Genomic DNA, 24,734 nt, shown 5'->3' with positions numbered 1-24,734 from the left:
TTTTTATGAGTGAGACAGACGAAGAGAAGAAGAAAGCCCTTGAGGATCTACAGGTTGCTCTCAGAGCATTATTGAACAAGGATACTCTGCCGCTCCGAGTAAAAGCGATGGTTCTTGCGGCACTAGAAAAAATTGAAGGTAAACACGATGAACCCACAAGAATATCTTAAAAATCTCATCACGAAGTGTGCCGCTCAAGAGGCGACGGAGGCTCTTCAAGCTCGGCTGGATTCTGCAGGTCTTCAGACCGACCTCAGTGGTATTCCCGCCGCCGAGGTTTCTGAGGCGTTCATAAATGCGATGTCTTTCTTACTAGAGCGTCCTATTTCTGAGCTTACATCTGAACAGATCCGTGCAATCACAGCAAAGGTTACAGCTACGAGCACGGGACTTGAGGAAGCTTCCCAACAGACTACGCTTTCAGTAGAAGGTATTTTGCAGGGATTCAAAAAGGTATTCGGGGGTGCTATTGAGATAACGCTTCCAAAAGGTGCCAGCGTTCAAGCCGCGGGAGAGCTGCTCAACGCGGCTGCAATTGAGAAAGGTATGAAATACCCTGTTTTTTTTGAGGGCGATGCCGAGTATTGGGAGAAGCACGAGGCAAATGCGAGTCTTCGAACCGAACCAGGTCAGGCATACCACTTTACAATCGCTACAAGCGCGCTCTCAAAGACACGAGACGAGCAAACCCGTTATCACGGAAAAGGAGCTCCACTTGGAGCAATAGCTATCGCGGAAGCCTGTGAACGTCTTCAGAGTGAAGATAGGAACTCTCTCTTCAAAGATGCACTCGGTAACAAGATCTATCTTCGTGGAGCAACTCCCGGCGTCGTACTCGATTCTGATATGTTTAGCGGTGTTATTGTGCACGGGCATGGCGATGACCGCCAAGATGACTTCGTTGCCTTCGCGACTGCAAATCGCGCGCGAGATTGAGAGAGGCGGTGATACCATAGAGACAGCTTCTTCTCTTTAGGCGCTACACTGATAGCAGAGGCCGTAATCACTGGAAACTTATTGAAAAGTTTTTCGATACCACCGGCAGAGCAATAGAACCGCCATGGAGGCAAGCGCAATGTTTGAAAAAGAGTATGGAAAACTACTAGAGATTCAGCAAAAGACCATGGACTGCATCTATAAAAAATATGAAACGTGAATGGTTTAAGAACCGGAATATCGGTGGATTATTTAAGGAGATAGACCAGAGCTTGCATGCAAACCACCTGTACCACTGGTGTAACCCGAAGCGCAGGAGCGGCGCATTTCATTCCCTCTTCTTTATCCCACCCACCAGTGGGAAATTTAGTTGAGACAGGTAGAAATCTTGAAGGCAGAGAACAAGACCAGCTCCTACATCGCCGATCATACGGCACACCATCTTCGAGCTTTTCACTGCAGTTGAGACATCATACGGCGGATACCCATAGCCATAAGGCACATACCACCGAATCTTCGCACCACTTGAGATAGACACAGGCGGAAGTCGAAAGAGTTGCTCCACCTCATAAGGCGTCTTTCCCTCCTGTAATATCTCCTCTATCTGCATCACGAGCGCAGCGTCATGAGAGGCAATCCCGACAACTCCCGCATAGCCCTGTAGCATTCGTGCTAATGTGTGACACCCCCCTCTCGGCTCTACCTCACCAGAGGCTCTGTCCGGAAGTTGTCCCTTCACGAGTCTCACCGGAAGGTGGAGCGCAATTAATCGCTCTAAGTCTTCCACACTCCGCTTCCACCGCGAAGGAATCGTGTAGCCAAGATTTGAAAAGTGAGGGCGAAGCACCTCTAACATTTGAAGAGTACGATCTACCGAATCTGGTAAAAGCGCATCAAAGTGAACCCGAATCTCTCCCTTCGCCGCCTCTTGCACCAGCTCCTGCACTCGCCCAAGGTCGAATCCAAGCGAGGGAAACTTTACTGAGAGATAACAGTCAAACGGTTGTATACGTAGTAAATGTTCAAGTGCGTCACGATACGAGCGGTGAACCTCTGCTGGGGTCTCCTCAGGCCTATCCCATGGGCAAATGATAAATTGATTGTGGCCCTTTTTCCCCTCGGCCTCATACACCGTTAACGCATCATCGCACGAACGGCCAGCGATATACCGCCGCGCACCGAAGGATGCTATCTGGTCAAGTACCGAAAGCGCAGTTCGCTTTCCGAAACGAATCAGGCTCACTACCCCCTTTCCCCACTCTCGCTCAACGAACACCGCCCATAGCGCGTCTTTAAATTCGCTACAACATCTTTCCCAAGCCTCGTTAACCCTCGTTGAGAATAGGGATACAAACTCAGGGTGTAGTAACGACGAGACATTTTCGTCCATATTTTAATCCAATTCTCTTCATATCCAAGGAACTCAAAACTCTGAATTCGCTCCGTATGCGCATACCGAAGCATTTCATGCATTAACAAGATACCTGGCGAGCACTTTCGAAACGCTTCATCAAAGGCGATTTTTAGCACCCATAAAGACTGAGAATGGATTACGCTAATCTGACCAGCGGCAAGCTTTCCTCCGATAGACAGAAACCCAAACACTATCCCTGGATAATGATTTACCAGATGGTCAAAAAAGGCATGTATGTGCTCTTTATCTCGTATCGTACTTGCCTCAGAAGATTTCCAACTCATACTTTCGACTTGAATAAACCTTCTCAGCAATTCAGAGGGCTCATGCTCACCGGCACGAAGAAACTCAACCGCAATACCACCGGAGCGATTCGCTTGCCGATAAGCGCGATTCAGATCTCCTCTTCGCTTACTGGTTATTCCTTGCTCAAACTCCTCCCAACTCGTACCGAGGGCCACCCACGGTGAGCCCCCCTCCTCACGAATCGACTTTAAGGACATAACTCCCAAAGCATCTTGCATCACTTCAGGGTTCCATAGCTCGATTGGTATTCGCTCAAGCTCGAGTGGAAATCCCAAATCTCTCACTCCTGCTAATAGAGACTGGAGTGATGCAGGGCTGTCAGCAAGCATTCCAGCAGGTTCTGGTATAGCAATACTACTCAAGAATCCCAGGTTATTGCTCTTGTTAAGGCGAACCAGTGGAGCAACCCCACGTAGCTCACCAAACGGTCCTAAAACCATCACGATGTATGGAGTATCTTCAGGGAGAAGTGCTTGAAGCGCAGCAGCATGCCATTCATGCGTGATCATTGGGAAGCGTAATCCCGACGTAAGCACGTGCCAACGGGAACGGAAGTCAGGGAACTCTTCCCGCGTACAAAGATGTATAGTTCCAACCATGAAAAATGACTCCATGAAAGCAAAGAAGACAACACCCTGCGCAATCAAAAAGGAATGATGCTCCTCATAGAGGATAGCTGCGTTATAGACTCTCGATATTGAAGAAGAGAACTTCCGATGGAACGGAGATGTCGAGGCTGCAACATCCAGCTCAACTGCCAGCAATCAGAGGAATTCTTTTTTATAGAAATCGCGCCGCCTCTATGAAGTGGCTCAAGGGCATCCCTTGAAATCCTACACACCTCTCCAACAAACCTGCGTATGGCAGGGTCCTGCCCAATGATAATATGACGACCACGCGTGGGAATAAGCGCCTGGTAGCCTTCAGTTGAGGCATGAGAGAGAGACTCAATAATCTCAAAATCTCTTCCAAAAAAACGGCTAATGGCTTTTGCTGCTTGAATCGTCCGTATGGCAGGTCCCGTAAAGACCCCATCAACCTCACGCACGACACCAAAGAGCCCAAGCGCGACCCTCTCCATTCGCTCAGAATCGTGCTCCGTCCATAGCTTTTTAGGCTTACCACTCCCCCGCCATTTTGAGTCGAGAGGCTCTCCTTGCTGAACGAGAATTACTTCAATCATGAACTCTCCACCCACTATTTTTTGACTTTTAACGCCCCGCCGACAAATAATCCTGCCCTATGAACAGCGAAAGAACTCATTCCTCCTCTCCGGGAGCCCGACAACTCCCCCTCCTCATCGATACACCTCCTGAGTGGGCGCATCAGGTGCTCAAAGACCCTATCAGCCTCCTCATTGACCACGCGCACCTTGAGAAGAAAGCTGCCCAAAATGCCCTACAACTTCTCCATCAGTGGCCAGAGAACTCCCCACCCACTGAGTGGACAGAAGCCCTGTCAGAGATTAATCGTGACGAATCACAACACCTAGCACTCGTACTTCGTATTCTTCACCGTCGAGGGGGAGAACTCTCCCGCTCGCATCGCAATCCATACGCTCAAACGCTGAAAGAAGAGATTCGTAATGGCCTCTATCCAGGAGAGCTCGTTGACAAGCTTCTTACCTCTTCACTCATCGAGGCGCGATCCTGTGAACGATTTCGACTCCTCGCAGACCACTCGCAGGATCAAGAGCTTCGAAAACTCTATACTGGACTCTGGTCAAGTGAACATGACCACTATCGTGTCTTTCTGAGCCTTGCCCTGCATATTGAAAGCGAAGATGAAGTACATAAGCGATGGCAATGGTGGCTAGAAAAAGAGCGTGAGATCATTGCTGCTCAAGATTTTTCAGCAACAATGCATTCGTGGATCAAAAAATCTCTCCCCCATACCATTGCATCTCTTGTCTCTTGACCCACAAACAGACACACTGGGAAAAGAGTGATTGGTCGCGATGTACGAGTCGCAATATACACATTCTTCTTGGAGAGCTATGAAGCACGTACTCATGCTTGGTTGGGAGTACCCTCCTTTTATATCAGGAGGGCTGGGAACAGCATGTGAAGGTCTGAGCACGGCGCTCAGCCGTTTAGGGGTAAAAATCACTTTTGTGATTCCGCGCTTGCAAGGCTCTGAAAACGCCTCTCACATGAACCTCGTGGATCCAGCAACACTCCTCTCACGAGAGAACCTCTCAAAGTCCTCCAAAAACGGACTCATCGGTCATACCTCCCTAAAAATGGCTGCAAACGGCGATGGCTATATCCCAACAACTGAAGAAGCTCAATTACCCTCTTCAAGCTCTGGTCAGGGCTCCAGACAAATACCATCAGGGTCTCAGTCTGGGGGAATTACTACCATCGGAATCCCAGCTTTTCTACAACCCTACTGGAGCGAGAGTGAGTATCAACTCGCGCTGAATCGAGTGAAAAAAACAAAGAATTTGAGCTCCGATAGTGAGGTTGAGTTATCAGATGTTCTTGAGCATCTTGGACATACTGCAACCTCTGGGGGCGCCACTCTCGGTGGACCCGAAGAGTACACTCAGTCCAGCTTACACCATCACTCCCCTCAACAGGCTAGCGCATCAGCAGGAGCTCACTATGGAGACTCACTGTTTGAAGAGGTCGCTCGGTACACAGGGCTCGTTCTCTCGACAGCAGGTAATGTGGACTTTGATGTCATCCATGCCCACGACTGGATGACGTTTCCAGCAGGGGTCGCACTAGCCGAAAAAACGGGGAAACCACTTATTGTTCACGTTCACAGCCTTGAATATGACCGCACGGGTCAAAGCGGTGGCTCTCAGATCCATGAACTAGAGCAGCTTGGAACGAAAAATGCGGATGCGGTTATCGCCGTTAGTCACTATACAAAGGGCGTAATCTCCCAAGAGCATGGCATTCCAGAGGAAAAAATCTTTGTTTCTCACAATGGTATTTATCCAATGGAAGCACTGGAGCATTACCAAGAGCAGAAGCCCTCAAATGAAAAATGGGTACTTTTTCTCGGAAGGATCACGTTCCAAAAAGGCCCTGATTACTTCATTGAAGCTGCTGCAAAGGTCATCCCCCACGTTCCGGATGCAAAGTTTATTGTGGCTGGAAGCGGTGATATGCTCCCACGACTAAAGGCTCGGGTTGAAGAGCTTGGCATCACAGACGCTGTGAAGTTCCCAGGCTTCCTTCGCGGGAAAGCGGTAGAGGAGGCCTTCTCGAATGCTGATTTATACGTGATGCCCTCCGTCTCCGAGCCATTTGGGCTTGCTGCTTTAGAAGCCATTAACTTTGATACCCCTGCCCTCATTTCTCGTCAGACTGGGGTCTCTGAAGTGCTTGGACACACGCTCAAATTCGATTTCTGGGACGTAGACCGAATGGCGGACCTCATTATTAATGCCCTTCAATTCGGTGAATTGCGTGATGATATGCTTGAAAGCGCGAGAAAAGAACTCTCTCGAATCAAATGGGATGCCTCTGCTGAGCGCGTCAAAGAGGTCTACGAACGCTTCTAAGGATAACACCTCAAATCGCTATCGAACTCTCTGGGTTATGGGCTCGTGTGGAATGGTGTGCTCGTGGAAACTCCATCTGAGGATGGAACTTTTTGAATCTACCCGATGCTGGTCATATCAGAGCCTTGCCTGAACTCGATACCGTCTGAAGATGGTACTATCAGCTTTCAAAGCATGCATTCCGAAGTGACGCGACTCCCTGTAACAGAAATGTACAGGTTATGTCAGGAAGAAGTAAAAGTTTTAAATTCAGCATAGAATTGCTTCACAAAGGATTGAATAGCTTTGCAAAGATTGGCATCACATAAGCACTACTTTTTTACAAAGGAAAAAATGCCAGCAGTTTGCTTCTATTTTCAGGTTCACCAACCCTACCGCGTCGGCCGTTACAGCCACTTTGACTCTCTCGAACATCTTACCTATTTCGACGAAGCAAAAAACGACCAAATCATGAAGAAGGTAGCAGAGAAATGTTACCTCCCCATGAACAACCTCCTCCTTCGGATGATTGACAGGTATCCTGACCAGTTTAAGGTTTCATTCGCCGTTACGGGCGTCGCCATTGAGCAAATGGAGGCGTATGCTCCTGAAGTTCTTAAGAGCTTTCAACGACTTGCTGAGACAGGCCAAGTCGAATTTATCGGGGAAACGTACTACCACTCACTGGCAGCGCTCTATAGTGAGGAGGAGTTTAAACAGCAGGTAACAGAGCACTCCATACTCACAGAAGCCCTTTTTGGACAGCGGCCACAGGTCTTCCGGAATACGGAGCTCATCTATGACAATCGGATTGCGAAACTCGCGTCTGAGATGGGTTTTCAGGGAGTTATCGCTGAAGGGGTTGATGACGTCTTAGGCTGGCGGAGCCCAAACTTTGTCTATGAGGCTCAAGGGAGTGACACGAAGCTTCTCCTCAAAAATTACCGCTTATCAGATGACATCGCATTTCGCTTCTCAAATCAGGGTTGGAAGGAATGGCCACTGACTACTGAAAAGTTTGCCAATTGGACACATCAAATTAGTGGTAATGGTGAAGTCCTGAACCTTTTTATGGATTATGAGACGTTCGGCGAACATCAGTGGGCTTCGACAGGAATCTTTGACTTCATGTGGCATCTCCCAGAACAGATTCTTGCCCATGAAGACTGGTGTTTTCTCACTCCCTCTGAGGTAATTAACCGATATGAGCCGAAGGGGAAAGTTCACTTCCATCGCCTAACCTCCTGGGCAGACATGGAGAGAGACCTGACTGCATGGAGAGGAAACAAGATGCAGCAGAAAGCACTCCATGAAGCGTACTCGCTTGAAGCGAGTGTCCGAGAGCTTGAGGACGAAGAACTCACAGATACCTGGAAGAAGCTCCTTACCTCTGATCACTTCTACTACATGTGTACGAAATTTTTCGCGGATGGGGACGTTCATGCCTACTTTAGCCCATTTGAAAGCCCCTATGATGCGTTTGTCAATTATATGAATGTCTTAAAGGACTTCAGACGTTACCTCGAGAGTCGAAAAGCTATTCAGCGTATAGAGCATTCTCGCGAACAGATAGAGCAACAGCCGCCTCTGGGAATTCATGCCTGATCAATTTGATGAGTAGCTATTGCTAGGCAGGAGGTTAGCTCTCACTGTTAGGAGTCCCGAGAATCTCCTTCACCATGTTCTCATCAACTATCAGTTCGGGTTGATCCTCAGACTTTAGCTCAGGAGCTTCAAACCGCATTTCTCGAGTAATCTTCTTCATGACAGTTCTCAAGCCTCTTGCGCCTTTCTTAACAGCCAACGCATGCGATACAATCAAGTCTTTTGCCTCTTCAGTTACGAGCACCCGAACATCATCCTTTTCAAGACTCTCAAGCGCTGTACGATACGGTCCTTGAGGATGCTCCATTATAACCTTCATTTGTTGAGGTCCGACTGGTTCGGTGAAGGTTAAATCAACTCGCCCTACCCACTCACGAGCCATTCCATAACGCTCGAGGTCTGTTTCTGTGGCTTGAGAAAGAAGGCTTATTCTTCTTTCCTCTGTTGTCATGGCAAATTGTCCAGGAGAGATTTCATTACTGCGAAACCCGATAGTGTCGACCCGTAGTCGCTTTGCTACAATTTCATCTAAGCCCTGAAAAGATCCTCCAAAAATAAATCCGACTGTTGAGAAGTCAATGCCAGTCTCCTGGTCTACGCCATCTTCCATGACCCGGAGCAAGGCATGTTGCACACCAATTCCCGCTATATCTCGTCCGTCCTGTCCTCCTGATATATGGCGCTTTTTGTCGAACTCATCAAAGAACACAACAGCTCTACTTGCCATTTCAGGATTCCCTTCAGTAAGTTCAATTAATCGCTCAGGCAACTCTGCTATGCTGTTCCCTTCATAGCCTACTTCTGTAAAGGTACTCGCATCGAAGCGAATAATTGGAATATGCTCGGGCATGACGGCTTCAAGCGCCCTTATTGTCTGGGTTTTACCAGTCCCAGTATCACCGATAATGCAAAGGGACTCCTTCCCTCCGACTACCATTCTTGACGAGGCAGAGGTTCGATGCCGTTTTTGTGTCTGATGCAGCGCTTTTACGATTCCATGGACGACTTTTTCAAGGGCATCTGAAGAGCTCTTTTCTTCACTCGCTTTCAATCTTCTTTCTATAAGGTTCTTTCCAACCCGTTCTTGGAGCAAATATCGGCGAACTTTGTCATGAAGCGTTCCCTTTGCACTTACGGATACCTCTCCCTGACGAACGGCATTATGAAAGCGGGTCAACCAACTATCGAAAGAACGGAATTCCTTGCTACCGGATTCTGGCAATTGATATCTCCGTGCCAGCGCTTTTTTGAAATCAATTTTTGAATAGATTTCCTCATTCGCAACGGCACGATTTCTCGCACTTGCAATTGAACGGACTATCCGACTCACTTCATCCTTTTGAGCTCGCTTCTCCTCACTGGTAGCTCGATGAGATATGATCTCTGGACGAATACGAATCAGCCCAGACTCTTTTGCAAGTCGAGTAAGACCAAGAATATCTTTGTATGGATTACTATTCTTTGAGTTACTAATTTTATTATTTCTGGCAATACGAGTAACAGCATATACAAGTTCTCGAGCCTCTTGTGAATGTGGCTTTTTAAAATAAAAATTTCTCTGCAACAAATCCCGAATATAAGGAACAGCAAAGTAACTCCCTGCTCTCTGAAGATGCTCATGAGCAAAGATAGAGACATCCTTCAAGAGCTGATCACATCCTGCTACGTATTTCCTAAGTTTCCTGCGAATCTCTCGTGGTGTTGGAATTTCATATTCTTTTAATCGAACAGCTACGTCCTCTCTCGGGGTCGAAGTGCTCCCACCACTAGACGTCTGTTCTTTCTGACCTTCTGGCAGAGGCACCTTTAATGGAGCTTCTGGCGTGGTGCGCGGTTGAGAGGTTGGTTTTATTCCAGGGAGAATCGGTTGATTTGCTCCCCCCTCTTTATCTGCACCTGAAGACTTCTCTTCATGGGGTTGCCTCGAACTCGTTGAAGAGCGCTTACTGGACATCTTCCGAGGGTCTTTTGAACTATGGTGAGATGATATATCCATGCTTTTAAACAGTGTCTCAAAACCATGATTGGATCAAATAATCTCATAAAATAAAGGATTTTAAGTGCTTTACTTCGATAAATGGGCTTATTTTCCTCGACCCCGAAACGGGCTTATCAACTGACCTTCTCTCAGATAGGGTGATTTCTAGAAGGTTTAAAGAGGAGTATAATGAATAGAGCTTTGTGAATTCAGCCAATGAAGGTACTACTTTCCCTCAAAAGGGATTTACCACATTCAAAAAGAGAGATTCCTCAAACCAGTTCTCCAGATGCAAATCGGAGCAATTCTGATATTGGAGCTCGTACGATTTAGGAACAGATTGAATCAAAACTACGTACAACTTTATTTGTCAGCGAACTTCCTACTTGATATTTCAATGAACATCACTCACATTCCTAGCGATTCCGCCGTCCAGAGACAATGCCATGAGTGAACAACCTAAAAAGTCTCAAGAATACGCTGTAACGGGAACCACGGGGAAAACATGTTCCTCTAGAAGCTTCCGCGCCCTGCTCGGCGCCCAGTTTCTCGGAGCGTTCAATGACAATCTGTTTAAGACAATTGCCTCGATACTTGTCATCAATGAAATCGTTGGCAACGATAGCAGTGCTCTTTATGCCAGTCTTGCGGGAGCTCTCTTTTTTCTTCCCTACATCCTTTTCTCTGCTTTCGCAGGTTGGTGCTCAGATCGCTTCTCGAAATCAGACATGATTCGATGGACAAAAGAAATGGAGCTTGTCGTGATGTGCATCGGCTTGCTCGCCTTTATGGTCGATAGCACTGAGCTTCTTCTCAGTTGTGTATTCTTAATGGGTGCTCAAAGCGCCCTTTTCAGCCCCTCAAAACTGGGAATTCTGCCCGAAATACTCGATTTATCCGAACTCTCCAAAGCGAACGGATATCTTGAATTCATTGTGTTTACTGCCATTATTATTGGCACAGCTTCAGCTGGTTTTGTCTCAGATGGATCCTTCGGTAATCCAGGGCTTTTCTGCATCGGAATCGCCTGTATTGGAATAATACTGAGTCTCTTTATCAAACGAGTGCCTGCTCGAAGTGTGGACAACAAACGCAATCCCCTTCCAATTGACCCGATTCTTCCTAATATCCGCATTCTCAGAAAGATTGCTCATACGAACTCTCTTTGGATGTGTACCCTCGGAATCGCCTTTTTCTGGTCAGTAGGTGCACTCTTTCAATTGAATATCCTTTTCTTCTCGAAAGAAATTCTTCATTTTGATGATCGAGGAACAGCTCTTATCCTTGCCAGCATTGGACTAGGAATAGGAATCGGAAGCATTCTTGCGGGGACCATATCGAAGGGCGCTGCTGAACTTGGCCTTCTTCCAGTTGGCGCGGGAGGTATGGTTCTCTTCTCAGCACTGCTCGGTCTTTATGGTCAGTACCAAACAATAGCCTTTCCGGGGATTTTCTTTCTTGGCCTCAGCTCAGGATTTTTCATCATACCCCTGACGGCCTACCTACAAGCATTTAGTCCGATTGAAGAACGAGGAAGATATATGGCTGCCTCAAACTTTCTTTCAAACGTTGGCATGTTGTCCTCTACATTTCTCTTTCTTGTATTCCGCGACTACTTTGATATGAGCGCAAAGGATATTTTTTCAACTATAGGGATCGCAGCACTTGCGGTAACCATTGGCCTTACTCGTATCCTCCCTGGGACAACTGCCCGTGCTATTACCTGGATAAAAGAACAGCTGGTCAAAAAAAAGAGCGTGATCAAGGGGGACTAATCTTCGGCCGTTATAACGTGCCATAATGACGGGTCGGATCTGTCGTGTTCTCTTATCTCTCGATCCCAGATGTTACCCTCTTACTCTACAGAAGAGATTGAAGGCAACCGACACGTCTCAAAAGGCTTATCGGTTGGCTTCGGCTCTGGAGCTGGATCGGGTTTCGGGTATGGTACTGTAGCTGGTTGACCAGGCTTTGGCTTTGGAGTTGTATCTGGCTTTGGTCGTGTCTCTGGTGATGGGGTTTCTAGCGATGACATGTTCCTTCTCCTTTTTTACCGGTATCTACTCTGACCTCTTTTTTACAACATCACTCTTTGGAGCAACAAGCACCAGTTGTGACTGCGTCTTCGCTCCCATCGCGAGAAACGCTTCTAAACCAGTTTCCTTCATTGCATCCTGATCAGAGCTGCGAAGATCAAAGCGTGAGAGCTTTGTCAGTAAGTCTAGTACAACTGCATCCACTGGCAAACGCGTACGCTCCCCTTGCTGCACCGAAGCAGATGAGAGAAGAAACGGCTCGGCAGTCCAAGCTGGGAGGTGCCTATTGAAAAAGGAGAGCTCTGGTAACGGCTTTGGATCTATTCCATGCTTCTCGAGTTGCTCATTATATCGCATCTTCGCATTCAAAAACTCCACTACATGAGGAAATCCAGTGCTAAAATGATGGCCATTACCATTTACATAGAGTTGTCCAGTTGACTCATCAGTGGACCAAGCCGTCTCACGGCGCGTATCAAATTCCCAATCTTTGATCGCATTCTTTAGTTTTAGGAGGTCTTGTGAGAGAGCAAAAACTCTTGGATGGTCATCCAGACCCTCTCGAAAGTTAGGAATCGAGAATATAGTATCAAGAAGCTCATTACTGAATATTTTCGGATCCAGATTCAAGAGGTCTGATTCCGTCAGCCCATTATCAAAACTCGCATTAGACCAGTAGGCCGTATGTTCAAGCCCATCTCGACCAAAAGTCGGAGAGGAGTTCCGAATAAGCAGCGTTCCATTGCTATTTGAAGCAAGCATGTAACCCTGCCGAAACTCTACCCATGTTCCCGGTTCGATATCAAGCTGCTGTAGATGAGGCAATTGCCAGGCATCTGAATCTGGGTGTAGAAGATATCCTCTGCCAAAGCCAGGATGCTGCTCGTATTCATAGTATAAGAAATTACTCCTATCTGAGATGCGGCTATCTATACGCTCAAAGCCAAACTTCTCAATAATGCTTGATTGCGGAATATGTATGACTTCTCCCCTCTCATTCATCTCGCGCTGCTGCTCAGTCTCATATCGAAGAAAACGGAAAGAGTGAGTAAGTAGTCCCACCTGCTTAACAGCATCGACTGCCGAAGGAGTAAATTCAACGAGACCTGCACGGTAAACACGATAAGGTGATGTAATCGCTCTCGTAATTGCATTTACCAGTTCCGTATCCGGACCCTTAGACACATCGAGATTGAGATTATTAAGAAGAAGTGCTAACTCAGCCTCCGATTGATGCCATCCATGGAGCTCTGGAGATGTGTCCATTAAATCTTCAATAGCTGATATCATTGCCGTCATGGTAGTCGGCATGTCCTCATAGAGCATCTGTTTTGTATATTCGAGAAAATAAGGCCCGAGATGAACTCGATCTTCAATTGCCTGGTTTATACTTGTGGCTTCTTCAAATGCCTTTAGGTAGTGATATCCTCGCGCTAAATTATCAGACATCAGCAAGTTGCTTCTTAGCTCATTTTTAATTGTCTCCTCAAGCCTCAGACTCTTTGCGAGGGCTCCTGTCTCAACGAGAATATCTTTCGCACTACATCTCTCATAGCTCGTGTCTCGCTTAACGAGATACTCCTCGTTCATCTTTTGGAATGTTCCTCCCCTTTCAATGAGCAACTTCATCACTAAAGGATCTGGATTCACATGCAACAGCATATCAAGAGCAGTATTTCCCCTCTGATCTTTAACATTAATGTCTGCTCCCAGTGTAAGGCATGTCTCTACTGTCTTCCTATCTGGATAGGGAACGCAGTGTTGCAAATAGGCGAAAAGAATATTCGGCGAGTCCAGATCTGCCAGCGGGGTGCTCATGATTAATTTAACAGTATCTCGACTAATCTCATTGGTATGATGAAGATGTTTGATTTCATCTTCAAAGTCTTCCCATCGATCAGCCACGAGGTGTTGCTGCAATATCTCGGAAGTTCGAACTATGACTTCTCTTTGAAAAAGTGATTCAAGGTTTTCCGAATCGAGAAAGTAGTCAGGGAAGGATGCTCTCTTCTCTTCTTTCCCTCTTCCTGACCTGTCCTGAGAGTTTCCTTCTGAGTCTGGACCGAATTCTGAACTTGGCACTTACGCTTTTCCCCTGAAACCGACGGCAAATGGCCCGAACTTACACTGCTAAGCGAAAAAGAAAACAAGTAGCGCGCAGTTCGCAATAAAATATTGTTTGAAATACTATTTCGGCTGGTGCGAAATTACCATATTCCGAGGAAAAATACTGAAATTCCAGCCTTCAGGCATCGCTCAACGGCTCAAGAGATAGAGAGAGCTTAACTCCGAAAACGTTCCCACCGAGCTCCAATCCGGCTCAAGGTTTCACCACTGATATCTATAATCTTATCAACTACTAAGGGCCCCACTCCCAGCACAAGCCCCGCCCCAAGGGCCCCTCCAAAGAGTACTCCAGCCCCAGAGGCAGCAATGCCGCCCAAGACTCCAAGTCCAAAGCCAGCACCGAGCGCAACGGGAAAAAGTGCGGTCTTTGCTACCGCTTTCAACAACAACTTTCCTGTGCTTCCGGTAATCTCATTATTACAGGCTTCCGCTCGGAGTGATGAGAAAAAATCTGGTATGCCTGTAACATAATTCAAAAGTTTCGATCCAATACCTCGAGGCTCTGAGAAAGATGGCACTTCTGGCAAAATAATCTCGTTAAAAAGGGTTGGCTCACATTCAGTCTGAAGAGAATGAGCAGCAAAGGAATTCTCAGACTTTGTAGTAGAGCTTAATGAGCTGGTAAGCGAGTTTAGAGAATCTGGAATTCGCATGTATTACTCCTTCATTTCAAGTTCTAGAATACGAGAGGTGTATTTACCCCTCAATCTTCTATTCGACCAAGAAATGAATTTGTTTCCCAAAAATAGAACGGAAGGAGAAGGAGTTCAGGCAGATCCCTGTCCTGTGCCATCCCTCAGAACACTAGCCTCTATCTCCCTCAAGGGGGAGTCTATGGCTAATTCGATACAAACGTACAGTCTGCTCTGCCAGACGCGACATATCTTCCAATAAAGCAAAATAAAGGATGCTCAACCTCGTTTTTGATGACCGATTGTGGATGCGCTCTGCCTGTATATGTAAAAACTGGTCTATCTCTCGCGCTAAAGCCTCATTGTCGCTCTTCAGCTCTGTTTCAGAGGATGACTCAACGCCCGAGAGGTCTTTCTCAACTCGTTGAATAAGAGCAAGGAGTTGTCCGAGAACCTGGTTCAACTCCCCCTTTTGTGCCTTTAGGAGTCCCTTATGATTCTCCCGAATATGGAGGTACGATCTGCTCACAATATCACGATACCCCTCGGCAATAGACTGAAGAGAAAGGACGGTCTGGGAGTAGCTCGTATCCTGCGTCGTACTCTGTCCATATCCCAATCGCATCACCTTAAAGACATTAGCAGAAATGATGCTGGACCAACGCTGTACCTGTTTTCGAGCCAGAAAGTGACGACGGAGCTCTATTCGATCTGATTCAAAAAATGCCTGCAGACCCATTTGTAAATGTTCGTGTATCAGCTTCAAGAAGACCGCTACTTGGTGAAGCGTCACTTGTGCTGAGTATTCCGCATCACTAATCTTCTTTAGATTGAATACTTCTTCTTGTTCCTTCCGTTCCTGACGCTTGACATGAGTTCCATGAGCCCTCCACAGCATAAAGCCGGCAACAGCAACAAGCACAACTGCCCAAAGCCATCCCCCCAAATATAAGACAGAGACGAATGCTCCTGCAGTAACGAACGCCATTAAAGCAGTGATAAACCAGCCACCAATTACGGTTAAGACTCCAGTAACTCGATAGACCGCAGAATCACGGCCCCATGCCTGGTCAGCAAACGAAGTCCCCATCGCCACCATGAATGTCACATAGGTCGTAGAAAGCGGGAGCTTCAAGGACGTAGCAAAAGAGACTACTATGCTCGCCATCAGAAGATTGGTTGAGGCCCGCACGAGATCAAAAGATGGCAGATATTCCACTTCGCCTTTCTGCTCAATTTCATGTCGCGCAAATCGCTTTCGAGCAAATTTTCGAGCTGAACGAGGAATAAGGACTCGTGAGCCCTCAAAAACACGCATGAACATTCTTACAATCACTCGAGAAAGCGCCAAAGATTCAAAGCGTTCATCAACCTCTTGATGACTACTCAATCGAATCTCTGTTTCTGTCACACTTCGAGCCTTCCGCGAAAACCAAAGCGCTAACACCATAACTACGCCACTCACGAGCAAGATGAATGTCGATGAAGGAACTTTTCCAGCAAGCATATCCATCGGCACCGTCAAAGGATTCGATGACATCATCGCGGCATCGTATGTATGCAAGCTCGCAATTGGAACTCCAATGAAATTAACGAGATCATTGGCGGCAAAAGCAAGAGCGAGTGAAAATGTTCCGATTAAAACAATCGGCTTAAAAATATTGATCTTTAGAAATGTAACAAGCATCTGAAAAACAACACCTGTAACAAAAAAGATTGCTAAAGCGATGAACAAGAGATTTTCTTTGATAAAAAGAGCCAGCTCTGGAGTGATGAAGGTAGCACCCTTAGCACCCTTGAGAAGGATAAAGATTGAGACTGCAGAAAGACAGAGGCCACCCCATAGCCCGCCAAACATGCCTAAATATCTCTCATAGTGGAAGGTAAATAAGAGTCGAGCGAGAAACTGAGCGACGGCTCCAAAGAAAAATGCAACAACGACTGAGAGTAGTATCCCAGAAATAATCCCTAACGCTTTTGCCGAATTAATATATTGTCCTATCGAAGCAATATCTTTTCCATCCGACAATACCTTCAAGAGCGAAATACATACCGCAGCTCCCAACAACTCGAAAACGATAGAAACAGTCGTTGAAGTTGGAAGACCATAGGTATTAAAAAGATCTAATATGATAAGATCAGCGATCATCACTGCAAAAAAGATCATCATCAGATCGGGCATCGTGAGAAACTGTGGATTGAATATGCCTTTTCGGGCTACTTCCATCATGCCACTAGAGAAGAGAACCCCGACGAAGAGCCCAGCGCTTGCAATAATAAAAATAGTCTTTCTGCTTGCTACATTCGAGCCAATAGCTGAGTTAAGGAAATTAACTGCATCATTACTAACCCCTACAACCAGATCAAGAACCGCGATGAGAATCAGAAAAAGAACTAACCAGAAATACCACTCTGCACTCATCAGTCACGCCTTATATGTTAAATACAAACCATTAAAACGCTATCTGCCATTGAAGCCTGTAGAGCAGGCCTGTCGCCCCAACAAATAGGTTCGGTCCTGAGCTGCTAATTGGTGAGTCTTCGAGAAGAGTCACATCCAAAGCGAACTTGTTTTTATGGGAGCCATTCACGTAGTAGTTTAGCCCTGCCGCATATTCTGAAGCATCTGCGCGATCCCCATCTACATATGAAAAACGCGCCACACCCTCCAAGAAGGACGGTATAATGAAGTAGCCCATGTCTATGGAAACTCCCACATCATCGACGGAATCCATGTTGCCACCACCTACTATTTGGAGATTGCGTAACGAACGGAAGTAAAATTCTGAGTTTATACTCCAACCACGATATTTTGTTGCAAGGTCAAGTGCATACAAGAAGATATCGTAAGAGCGAAGACTTACTCCGAGACCCAAGGCATCATCTGCATTTATTTTTGTTCCATCACTCAGTCGTACTGCACTGGCTTCACCAATCGGCTCGCCGATCTTGAACACATCTACTGGTGAATATGTGAAACTTGCTCCAAGACGCAATGCGAGATTGTCATGCCATGTAAGGTCTGCTCGCCCTTTCCCATACTCGCCGATTGGCTCTCCCCAAACCGAGAGTGCATACGTGAATTTTTCATCTACATCTGCTCGCTCAAGATCTGTCGTCTTAAAGCCATTACTAATCATAGCTCGGTAATAGGCGCCATCAAACGCCTCACCTATTGCCCAAATGCCTAATGATCTATCTGGTCTAAAAAATGAAGTTGCCATCGAACGGTCCACGAGATGAGTTGTGGTAGAACCATCTATCCACTCCCTGCTCCCTGGAACAAAGGCTTTCCCGGCATAGAGGGAAAAAGCGCTGTTGAATTGGTATTGAAACCAAAAATCATGGGCCTTTGCGTCATGATTGTCATCCGTATCAAAATCGAGATTCAGATAGAACTTGAGTTGCGGTTTAAGAATATGGCCCGAAAATTCTAGTCGGCCACGCTCTATCTCAAAGTCATTTACAGCAGCCTGAGAGCCCGTTTTTCCATTATCAAATCGAAAGAGAGATTCCTTCGGCGAGAATCCAGTATATCGAAACTGCATTCTCCCGTTCATCTTAAGGGAAAATGACTCTTCTTGATCTTTATCAGAAATATAAAACCCCCGATTATATCCTGCATCAGAAGACATGGCTTGCTGCGAACCAGCGACTCTCTTGTCTGACGGCGATAACTGTCTGCTCGCATCTTTCGTGCTGCCAGAGGAGTGAACGTTAAGAGCGCTTTCTAACTGACGAATGCGAGCCTCTTGCTGTTCCAACTGCTTCTGTAATTCTTGAACTGAAGGTTCTGCCCTCGCTACTTCACCTGAGACAATGAGTAAAAGAGAAAACGTTGATACTAAAATTGAATGGCTGAGATACATCAAACGCCTGAAGAAGACTCTCATGAATTAATCCCTTTCGACTATTTCCACCGATCCAAATCCACGCGAGATGGCCCAGGAACATTACCGTAAATGCGAAGCCACGGCAGTCTAGTTCAATTAGACGGGAATTAACAACAATCTCGGACTTTTCCCGCTATTAGGGGAGGGAGAAAGACTCAAGGGCTCTCAATCGATGATTACGTGAAGGGAGGACAGAGGCGGCCCACGACACCATGCTCAGGTAAGCAATGTGGGCTCATGTAAGCAATGAGGCGAGCCGTGAAGGTATTTTTTGTAATTCTCTGGTCAGCCAGGTCCTGATCAGCTAGGTCCTGATCAACCAGGTCTCAGCGGATCAGCTCTTGTGTTCTAACCTGCGGTTTTTAGCACTGTGCTGAGTTTGGCCTGCAACTGATCGCCGTTAAAAGGCTTTACAATATATTCATTCACACCAAGCTTAATAGCTCTCATCACATTCTGAACTTCCCCTTCTGCCGTCAACATAATGAAAGGCAGCTCTTTCGTTCTCTCATCACTTCTAATTCGCTCTAGTAGATCAATTCCGGGAAGTCGAGGCATATTCCAATCACAAATAATGAGTGAGAACGGGTTGCCTTCATTGATTGCATTTTCAAGTGCAGACCATGCGTCGTCACCATCTTCTTTTTCTGTTACATTCTTAAGTCCAAGTGCAGCAAGTTGCGACCGTACAATCTTACGAAACGCCAACATATCATCTACTACTAAAATATTCATGTTCTCATCTGCTACGATCATATTCGCTCCTCGATTATAGGTAGACTACACTCTTAAGTGGACTTTAGGGGCATCGGCGGTTTTTCGGTCAAAGATGAGAGAAACTCGAAAGATAATAAAATGTTTTGAAAATTCAAAAACTAACTCACGGGCAGCTAAGAATATCTCTAAGGATCTGGTGGAATCTACTAGAAATACGGTCAGTGCCTCTTCACGACATGGCCCATCATTTCATTACTGGCAACACCCTCCCGCGGGAGGGGGGGCCATCTTTCCTGAGATGCTGTCTACTAGAAGAGCTTCTCGACTATATCGTAGAGCAGCGAAGGCTGAACTCCCAACCAGACTGTTAGCACTCCACACACGGCAAGCGTTCCTGCCAAGGAAGGAGTTACTATGGCTTCACCCGATTCTGATTGAGATGCTTCCGACGGGACAAAATACATCGCTACAATCACCCTCAGATAATACGAGCATGAAACGGCACTCCCAAGTACACCAACAATCGCAAGCCCTATGAAATCTGCTTTCACAGCCGCGTTAAATACATAGAACTTACCAAGAAGTCCCGCCATTCCTGGAGGAAGACCGGCAAGGGACAGAAGGAAGAGTGTCATCAACGCCGCTAAAAGTGGTCGCTGTTTGGATAACTGGTGAAAACGGGTGATGTCATCACTATCTGCACAGTCGCGATACCTACTTGAAATAGCCATCACCACTCCGAAAGCTCCCAGGGTCATCACCGAGTATGCCACGAGGTAAAACAAGATAGCAGGTCCACCCCCGAACTCAGCCGGTGCTAAAAGTCCCATAAGCATATAGCCCGCATGAGCAATGCTTGAATAGGCTAACATGCGTTTCATACTCCTCTGTCGAAGCGCTACAATATTGCCAACAATGATTGTCAACACCGCCACAAACCAAACAGCCCGTGACCAAAGTTCGTAGTACTCACCCGAACCAAACGACAACCAAAAGAGTCGTAAACCAACGCAGACACCCGCAATCTTAACTACCGATGCCATGAAGATGGTAATGGGCGTCGGGGCACCTTGATAGACATCTGGAGTCCAGAAATGGAGTGGCACCGCACCAATCTTAAATAGCACCCCCATGAGAATAAGCCCCACACCTATAGCAAGAAGTCCAGTCGGGGCTTCCGGCAAGGCTGCAGCTATCTCTACCAACGATAGAGCTCCAGTTGCACCATACACAAACGCAATTCCCAAGAGGAGGAATGCGGAACTGAAAGAGCCAAGAAAGAAATACTTCAGAGCTGATTCAGAGGATGCACTACTGCGCAGTGCTGAACCACACAGCACGTACAACGCCATAGACATTAGCTCAAGACCAACAAACAGAGTCACCATTTCTGCCGCTGATACGAATAGGATAGCTCCTGCAGTGGCCATCAAATAGAGCGAGGCAAATTCACCTTTCGCTTCGGTAACACCTTCACCCGAGAGATACTCACGACCCATGAGCAAACACAGCATCGCTCCAGCAATTAAAATTACAGTGATGAAACTGGTAAACGGATCAATGTAGATAGTGCCACTAAATGCTAAGCGCTCACTACTATAATCTGGCGAGACAACTAGCGCTGCGACTAACCCCGCAAGCAATATAAGAAGAGTAAATACACCACTAGGAGAACGGCCCTTCATAAACACATCAACGAGCAGCACCGCCAAAGAACCCCCTGCAATCACAAGAAGCGGTAAGATATAGAAAAGTTCATTTATCATTGCACTACTCCCTGCTTCTCCACTCTATCTGTTGGATTCATCTGCAACATATTTTTCGAAATACGCACCTTCTCTTCCATATCAACTTCACTCTTTAAAGCTTCCGATACATCATCGGGGGCATTGTGGTGGGCATATTGTGTCGAGCTCCAAGCACCTGGAGGGTTTGCGATACGATGTTCATGTGCGGAAACATATCGCTTCATCGTTGGCTCAATAAACTGGAGGAATGGTTTCGGATAGACACCCATAACAAAAACTAAAATGAAAAGTGGGATTAGCGTTGCCAGCTCACGGCCATTAACATCGGTCAAATCTCCGTTTCTCTCTTCATTGAACTCTCCAAACATTGTCTTCATGTAGAGCGTCAACATATAGACGGCACCGAGAATCACACCACTAATCGAGATGAGCGTTAGAGTTGGATATATTTGGTACGCCCCCGCCAAGATCATGAACTCCCCAATAAATCCATTCGTAAGCGGCAGTGCGATTGAGCTCAGAGTGAACACAAGAAAAAGGAATGCAAAAACTGGAACCTTTCCTGCGAGGCCACCGTAAGCAGAAATCTCCCTCGTGTGCTTCCGATCGTAGAGAACTCCAACAAGCAAAAAGAGCGCTCCAGTTGATATTCCATGGTTTAACATCTGATATACAGAGCCTGTCGCGGCTAAGGTGTTCAGGGCAACAAAACCGAGAACGCAATACCCAAGGTGCGAAACAGAGGAGTACGCAACTAATTTCTTTATATCATGCTGCGCCCACGCGACTAAAGCACCATACACAATCCCGATCGTCGCTAACGTTGCCAGGTAGGGAGCAAACTGAAGTGCTCCTTCGGGGAAAAGCGGGTAGGCAAATCGAATAAAGCCATAGAGTCCCATCTTCAACAAAACCCCGGCCAGCACCACCGATCCACCGGTTGGAGCCTCAACATGCGCATCAGGAAGCCACGTATGAAAAGGGAAAATAGGCACCTTAATACCGAAAGCAAGAGCAAATGCCGCAAAGAGCCAGAACTGTTCTCCTGGAGACAACACGACTTTATCTACAATCTCACTCAGAACAAAAGTTGTTGTCCCAGTTTGCTCTGCAAAGGTCCACACCACATAAAAGATGGCAACTAACATCAGCAAGCTGCCAAAGACCGTATACAGGACAAATTTTATCGTTGCATAAATTCTTCTCTTTCCGCCCCAGATTCCGATAATGAAATACATTGGAGCTAACATCAGCTCCCAGAAAACATAAAATAGAAAGATGTCGAGCGACAGCAACGTTCCAAGCATTGCAGTCTCAAGCGCAAGCATGTGAAACAGATAGCCCCGCTTTTTAGAATGAATACTTCCTGATGCGATGAGGACAATCGGCATAAGAAAGGTTGTCAGCAAAACAAGAAGAATACTGATTCCGTCTACCCCGAGTAAGTAATCAACACCCAGAGCAGGAATCCAATTGAATTGCTCAACGAATTGCATATCGGTGTTAGACGGATTAAATCCGTTCATCAACAGTAACGATATGAAAAATGTAACAACAGAAAATGCCAGTGCAATTTGAGTTCCAAGGTCGAGATTCTTGCGTCCCGCAGAAGAGCCTGCCTCCCTACCTGCTGCAGGGACGAGTAGCATGAAAAGTCCCCCAATGAAGGGGAGAAATATTATGGTTGTTAGCAACGGAAGGATTCCAAATACTTTTCCGTCTATCAGTAAAAAACTATCGGTCATATCCTCTCTCTCTTAATCCTCGTTCTCCCCGCAACTCGGAGACACCGTTTATGATCCCGTCTTGGGTCGCCAAACATCACCTTACAAAGCAAAATAGAAACAAATGAGAAAAACCGTTCCAACCAGCATGAGTAAGCCATAGAATCTCAACTGTCCCGATTCAGTGTTTCTGACGACTTCCCCACTAACGTCAACAACCGCAGCTGTCCCGTTGACTGATCCATCAATTACTCCTTGATCGACAAACTTCCACAGCGTTCGAGCAATCACCTCTAAAGGCCTTACAAAAAGCACTCGATAAATCTCATCAAAGAAGTACTTCCCTTCCAAAAGCTTGGTAAACGGAGGAATCATTCTCGAAATTCTCGCGGGCGCCTCCTGTAACGATGTGTAAAAAATCAGAGCCAGTCCGACACCAAGGAACCCTGGCCAAGAATGGCTCAGAGCTGCAAGAATTGATTCCCCTCCTCCGTGACTTTCACCAACTGGGATGGTGTGTCCCAACCAATCCTGAAGAGAAATCCAACCATTGAACACACCCCCAGTCATCGCAAGGGAAGCGAGCACTACGAGCGGAAAAACCATAGAGGCTGGCGATTCGTGCGGATGCGCATGACCTCGATACTTACCGAGAAATGTCATGGCAAAACTTCGAGTGACGTAGAAAGCGGTCATGATTGCAGCAAGTTTCATCATTGTCGAAAACACGCCGATGTAATCGACTAAATACTCATTATTGGCCCCGGCATGGGATAAAGCCTCGATAATGTGATGTTTCGAAAAATATCCTGACAGGGGAAAGATTCCCGCTATTGCCAGCGTTGAAATAGCATAGGTGGCAGCGGTCCACGGCATATATTTTATGAGTCCGCCCATTTTCCGCATGTCTTGTTCGTGATGACAGCCGTGAATCACTGACCCTGCGCCCAAGAACAAACATGCCTTAAAAAATGCGTGCGTTACGAGATGAAATACAGCAACCCAATATGCCCCACTTCCAGCGGCAACAAACATGAAACCAAGCTGACTTACCGTTGAGTATGCAAGCACCTTTTTAATATCATTCTGTACAAGTGCTATCGTTGCAGCAACAAAAGCCGTCAGTACCGCGATGCAGACAACAATGCAAAGCGCATACGGAGCCAAATCGAAAAGAAAGTGCATACGAGCAGTCAAATAGACACCCGCGGTTACCATCGTTGCCGCATGGATGAGAGCCGAAACGGGAGTTGGCCCTGCCATCGCATCTGGCAACCAAACAAAGAGTGGAATCTGAGCAGATTTCCCCGTGGCACCGATAAATAAACACAACGCAACGACTGTGAGTAAAGCAACACCTCCGTCCATTAGAGAAATCACACTTTCAAGCTCTCTAAAATCTAATGTGCCAAAGTGTTGAATAAGGAGAAAAAGAGCAACAAGGAAGGCCGCATCACCAATTCGATTGACCACAAATGCCTTACGACCAGCCCCAGCGAAGGCAATGTTTTTATGCCAAAATCCAATCAATAAATACGAACAGAGCCCTACTCCTTCCCATCCCACGAAGAGAACAAGCAGGTTACCCCCGAGAACCAGAAGCAACATGGAAAACATGAAGAGATTCAGATAAGAAAAAAATCGAGGGCTTGAGTTGTCCTCTGCCATGTAGCCGATAGAGTAGAGGTGGATAAGGGATCCAATGCCAGTAACCACCAGACACATCACTGCGGTAAGGGTGTCGAATCGGAACACAAAGTCGACAGCAAATCCTCCAGCGGCAAACCACTGAAACAGCGATGACTCCAAAGCCAAATACCCACTTTCTACCACAGAATGAGCACCGTGTGCCCCAGCGGCAGCAACTCGATGAAGCTCATGCTGACTACTCATGTCTCGCAGGTGTTGAAAACAAAGAACGCTGACAACAAATGAGCAGACACTTGCACCTGTCGCAATCCAGCCAGCAAGACTTCTCGTACGGAGGCCGACAAGAAACGCCAGCACTGCACCAAGAAGTGGGAATAATGGAATCAATCCTAAAAGACTTTCCTGTTCAACTGTACTCACACTCACTCCCGACTTAAACGAATAACTCACTCATACTTTGCCAAACTTCAGC

At 46.6% G+C, this 24,734-nt stretch carries 18 protein-coding genes; 5 read left to right on the top strand and 13 right to left on the bottom strand.

Features of this window, described 5'->3' with window-relative positions; translation table 11 throughout:
- Positions 1-147: 147 nt before the first annotated feature.
- A complete protein-coding gene (locus EBR25_01700; GenBank protein ID NBW39696.1) occupies positions 148-936 on the top strand; it encodes a hypothetical protein in 789 nt (262 codons plus the stop codon).
- Positions 937-1,264: 328 nt separating this feature from the next.
- On the opposite strand, the gene EBR25_01695 is transcribed toward EBR25_01700, so the two are convergent.
- The 3 genes from EBR25_01695 to EBR25_01685 are packed head-to-tail and all read right to left on the bottom strand — an operon-like array spanning position 1,265 to position 3,839.
- A complete protein-coding gene (locus EBR25_01695; GenBank protein ID NBW39695.1) occupies positions 1,265-2,179 on the bottom strand; it encodes a hypothetical protein in 915 nt (304 codons plus the stop codon).
- Positions 2,179-3,303, bottom strand: a complete 1,125-nt coding sequence (locus EBR25_01690; GenBank protein ID NBW39694.1) for a GNAT family N-acetyltransferase — start codon at positions 3,301-3,303, stop codon at positions 2,179-2,181. The genes EBR25_01695 and EBR25_01690 overlap by 1 nt, the downstream gene beginning before the upstream one ends.
- Entirely contained in the window at positions 3,300-3,839 is a 540-nt protein-coding gene (locus EBR25_01685) for a hypothetical protein (protein NBW39693.1), read from the bottom strand. The genes EBR25_01690 and EBR25_01685 overlap by 4 nt, the downstream gene beginning before the upstream one ends.
- 59 nt (positions 3,840-3,898) lie before the next feature.
- Here EBR25_01685 and EBR25_01680 point away from each other — a divergent pair, with 59 nt between their 5' ends.
- The 3 genes from EBR25_01680 (at position 3,899) to EBR25_01670 (ending at position 7,757) form a co-directional block, all read left to right on the top strand.
- Complete coding sequence (locus EBR25_01680) at positions 3,899-4,573, top strand: tRNA-(ms[2]io[6]A)-hydroxylase (protein NBW39692.1); 675 nt, start codon at positions 3,899-3,901, stop codon at positions 4,571-4,573.
- Between the two features lie 79 nt (positions 4,574-4,652).
- Positions 4,653-6,173 carry a glycosyltransferase gene (locus tag EBR25_01675; protein ID NBW39691.1) on the top strand — a complete coding sequence of 507 codons (1,521 nt, stop codon included), beginning with the start codon at positions 4,653-4,655 and terminating at the stop codon, positions 6,171-6,173.
- 333 nt (positions 6,174-6,506) lie between these two features.
- Complete coding sequence (locus EBR25_01670; protein NBW39690.1) at positions 6,507-7,757, top strand: alpha-amylase; 1,251 nt, start codon at positions 6,507-6,509, stop codon at positions 7,755-7,757.
- Between the two features lie 34 nt (positions 7,758-7,791).
- Here EBR25_01670 and EBR25_01665 read toward each other — a convergent pair whose 3' ends face one another.
- Positions 7,792-9,753: an AAA family ATPase gene (locus EBR25_01665; GenBank protein ID NBW39689.1), complete on the bottom strand. Its 1,962-nt coding sequence runs from the start codon at positions 9,751-9,753 to the stop codon at positions 7,792-7,794.
- 428 nt (positions 9,754-10,181) lie between these two features.
- Here EBR25_01665 and EBR25_01660 point away from each other — a divergent pair, with 428 nt between their 5' ends.
- Positions 10,182-11,510, top strand: a complete 1,329-nt coding sequence (locus EBR25_01660) for an MFS transporter (GenBank protein ID NBW39688.1) — start codon at positions 10,182-10,184, stop codon at positions 11,508-11,510.
- An 80-nt stretch (positions 11,511-11,590) separates the two neighbouring features.
- Here the strand turns inward: EBR25_01660 and EBR25_01655 are convergent, their stop codons facing one another.
- The 9 genes from EBR25_01655 to EBR25_01615 form a co-directional block, all read right to left on the bottom strand.
- On the bottom strand, positions 11,591-11,770 hold the full coding sequence (locus EBR25_01655; protein ID NBW39687.1) for a hypothetical protein: 180 nt from the start codon (positions 11,768-11,770) through the stop codon (positions 11,591-11,593).
- Between the two features lie 25 nt (positions 11,771-11,795).
- Positions 11,796-13,853: a hypothetical protein gene (locus tag EBR25_01650; protein ID NBW39686.1), complete on the bottom strand. Its 2,058-nt coding sequence runs from the start codon at positions 13,851-13,853 to the stop codon at positions 11,796-11,798.
- A 200-nt stretch (positions 13,854-14,053) separates the two neighbouring features.
- A complete protein-coding gene (locus EBR25_01645; protein ID NBW39685.1) occupies positions 14,054-14,551 on the bottom strand; it encodes a hypothetical protein in 498 nt (165 codons plus the stop codon).
- Between the two features lie 151 nt (positions 14,552-14,702).
- On the bottom strand, positions 14,703-16,952 hold the full coding sequence (locus EBR25_01640; GenBank protein ID NBW39684.1) for an inorganic phosphate transporter: 2,250 nt from the start codon (positions 16,950-16,952) through the stop codon (positions 14,703-14,705).
- A 31-nt stretch (positions 16,953-16,983) separates the two neighbouring features.
- The gene (locus EBR25_01635; GenBank protein NBW39683.1) at positions 16,984-18,423 is read right to left on the bottom strand and encodes a hypothetical protein; all 1,440 of its coding nucleotides are present in this window, start codon (positions 18,421-18,423) and stop codon (positions 16,984-16,986) included.
- Between the two features lie 348 nt (positions 18,424-18,771).
- Positions 18,772-19,179, bottom strand: a complete 408-nt coding sequence (locus tag EBR25_01630) for a response regulator (protein NBW39682.1) — start codon at positions 19,177-19,179, stop codon at positions 18,772-18,774.
- 269 nt (positions 19,180-19,448) lie between these two features.
- Positions 19,449-20,906, bottom strand: a complete 1,458-nt coding sequence (locus tag EBR25_01625; GenBank protein NBW39681.1) for an NADH-quinone oxidoreductase subunit N — start codon at positions 20,904-20,906, stop codon at positions 19,449-19,451.
- On the bottom strand, positions 20,903-22,633 hold the full coding sequence (locus tag EBR25_01620; protein NBW39680.1) for an NADH-quinone oxidoreductase subunit M: 1,731 nt from the start codon (positions 22,631-22,633) through the stop codon (positions 20,903-20,905). The genes EBR25_01625 and EBR25_01620 overlap by 4 nt, the downstream gene beginning before the upstream one ends.
- Before the next feature lie 81 nt (positions 22,634-22,714).
- Positions 22,715-24,682 (bottom strand): NADH-quinone oxidoreductase subunit L, encoded by a 1,968-nt coding sequence (locus EBR25_01615; protein ID NBW39679.1) that lies wholly within the window; start codon positions 24,680-24,682, stop codon positions 22,715-22,717.
- Positions 24,683-24,734: the final 52 nt, after the last annotated feature.

This window comes from bacterium (genome assembly GCA_009926305.1).
Taxonomy (GTDB): Bacteria; Bdellovibrionota_C; UBA2361; order UBA2361; family RFPC01; genus RFPC01.
This window is presented reverse-complemented; position numbering and strand designations above follow the sequence as displayed.

Bases quoted from the DNA above. Each gene is read 5' to 3' on its own strand.
- EBR25_01630 (NBW39682.1), bottom strand. From the start codon at position 19,179: ATGATCGTAGCAGATGAGAACATGAATATTTTAGTAGTAGATGATATG.
- EBR25_01640 (NBW39684.1), bottom strand. From the start codon at position 16,952: ATGAGTGCAGAGTGGTATTTCTGGTTAGTTCTTTTTCTGATTCTCATC.
- EBR25_01700 (NBW39696.1), top strand. From the start codon at position 148: ATGAACCCACAAGAATATCTTAAAAATCTCATCACGAAGTGTGCCGCT.
- EBR25_01665 (NBW39689.1), bottom strand. From the start codon at position 9,753: ATGGATATATCATCTCACCATAGTTCAAAAGACCCTCGGAAGATGTCC.
- EBR25_01670 (NBW39690.1), top strand. From the start codon at position 6,507: ATGCCAGCAGTTTGCTTCTATTTTCAGGTTCACCAACCCTACCGCGTC.
- EBR25_01660 (NBW39688.1), top strand. From the start codon at position 10,182: ATGAGTGAACAACCTAAAAAGTCTCAAGAATACGCTGTAACGGGAACC.
- EBR25_01655 (NBW39687.1), bottom strand. From the start codon at position 11,770: ATGTCATCGCTAGAAACCCCATCACCAGAGACACGACCAAAGCCAGAT.
- EBR25_01675 (NBW39691.1), top strand. From the start codon at position 4,653: ATGAAGCACGTACTCATGCTTGGTTGGGAGTACCCTCCTTTTATATCA.
- EBR25_01685 (NBW39693.1), bottom strand. From the start codon at position 3,839: ATGATTGAAGTAATTCTCGTTCAGCAAGGAGAGCCTCTCGACTCAAAA.
- EBR25_01625 (NBW39681.1), bottom strand. From the start codon at position 20,906: ATGATAAATGAACTTTTCTATATCTTACCGCTTCTTGTGATTGCAGGG.
- EBR25_01620 (NBW39680.1), bottom strand. From the start codon at position 22,633: ATGACCGATAGTTTTTTACTGATAGACGGAAAAGTATTTGGAATCCTT.
- EBR25_01635 (NBW39683.1), bottom strand. From the start codon at position 18,423: ATGAGAGTCTTCTTCAGGCGTTTGATGTATCTCAGCCATTCAATTTTA.
- EBR25_01680 (NBW39692.1), top strand. From the start codon at position 3,899: ATGAACAGCGAAAGAACTCATTCCTCCTCTCCGGGAGCCCGACAACTC.
- EBR25_01645 (NBW39685.1), bottom strand. From the start codon at position 14,551: ATGCGAATTCCAGATTCTCTAAACTCGCTTACCAGCTCATTAAGCTCT.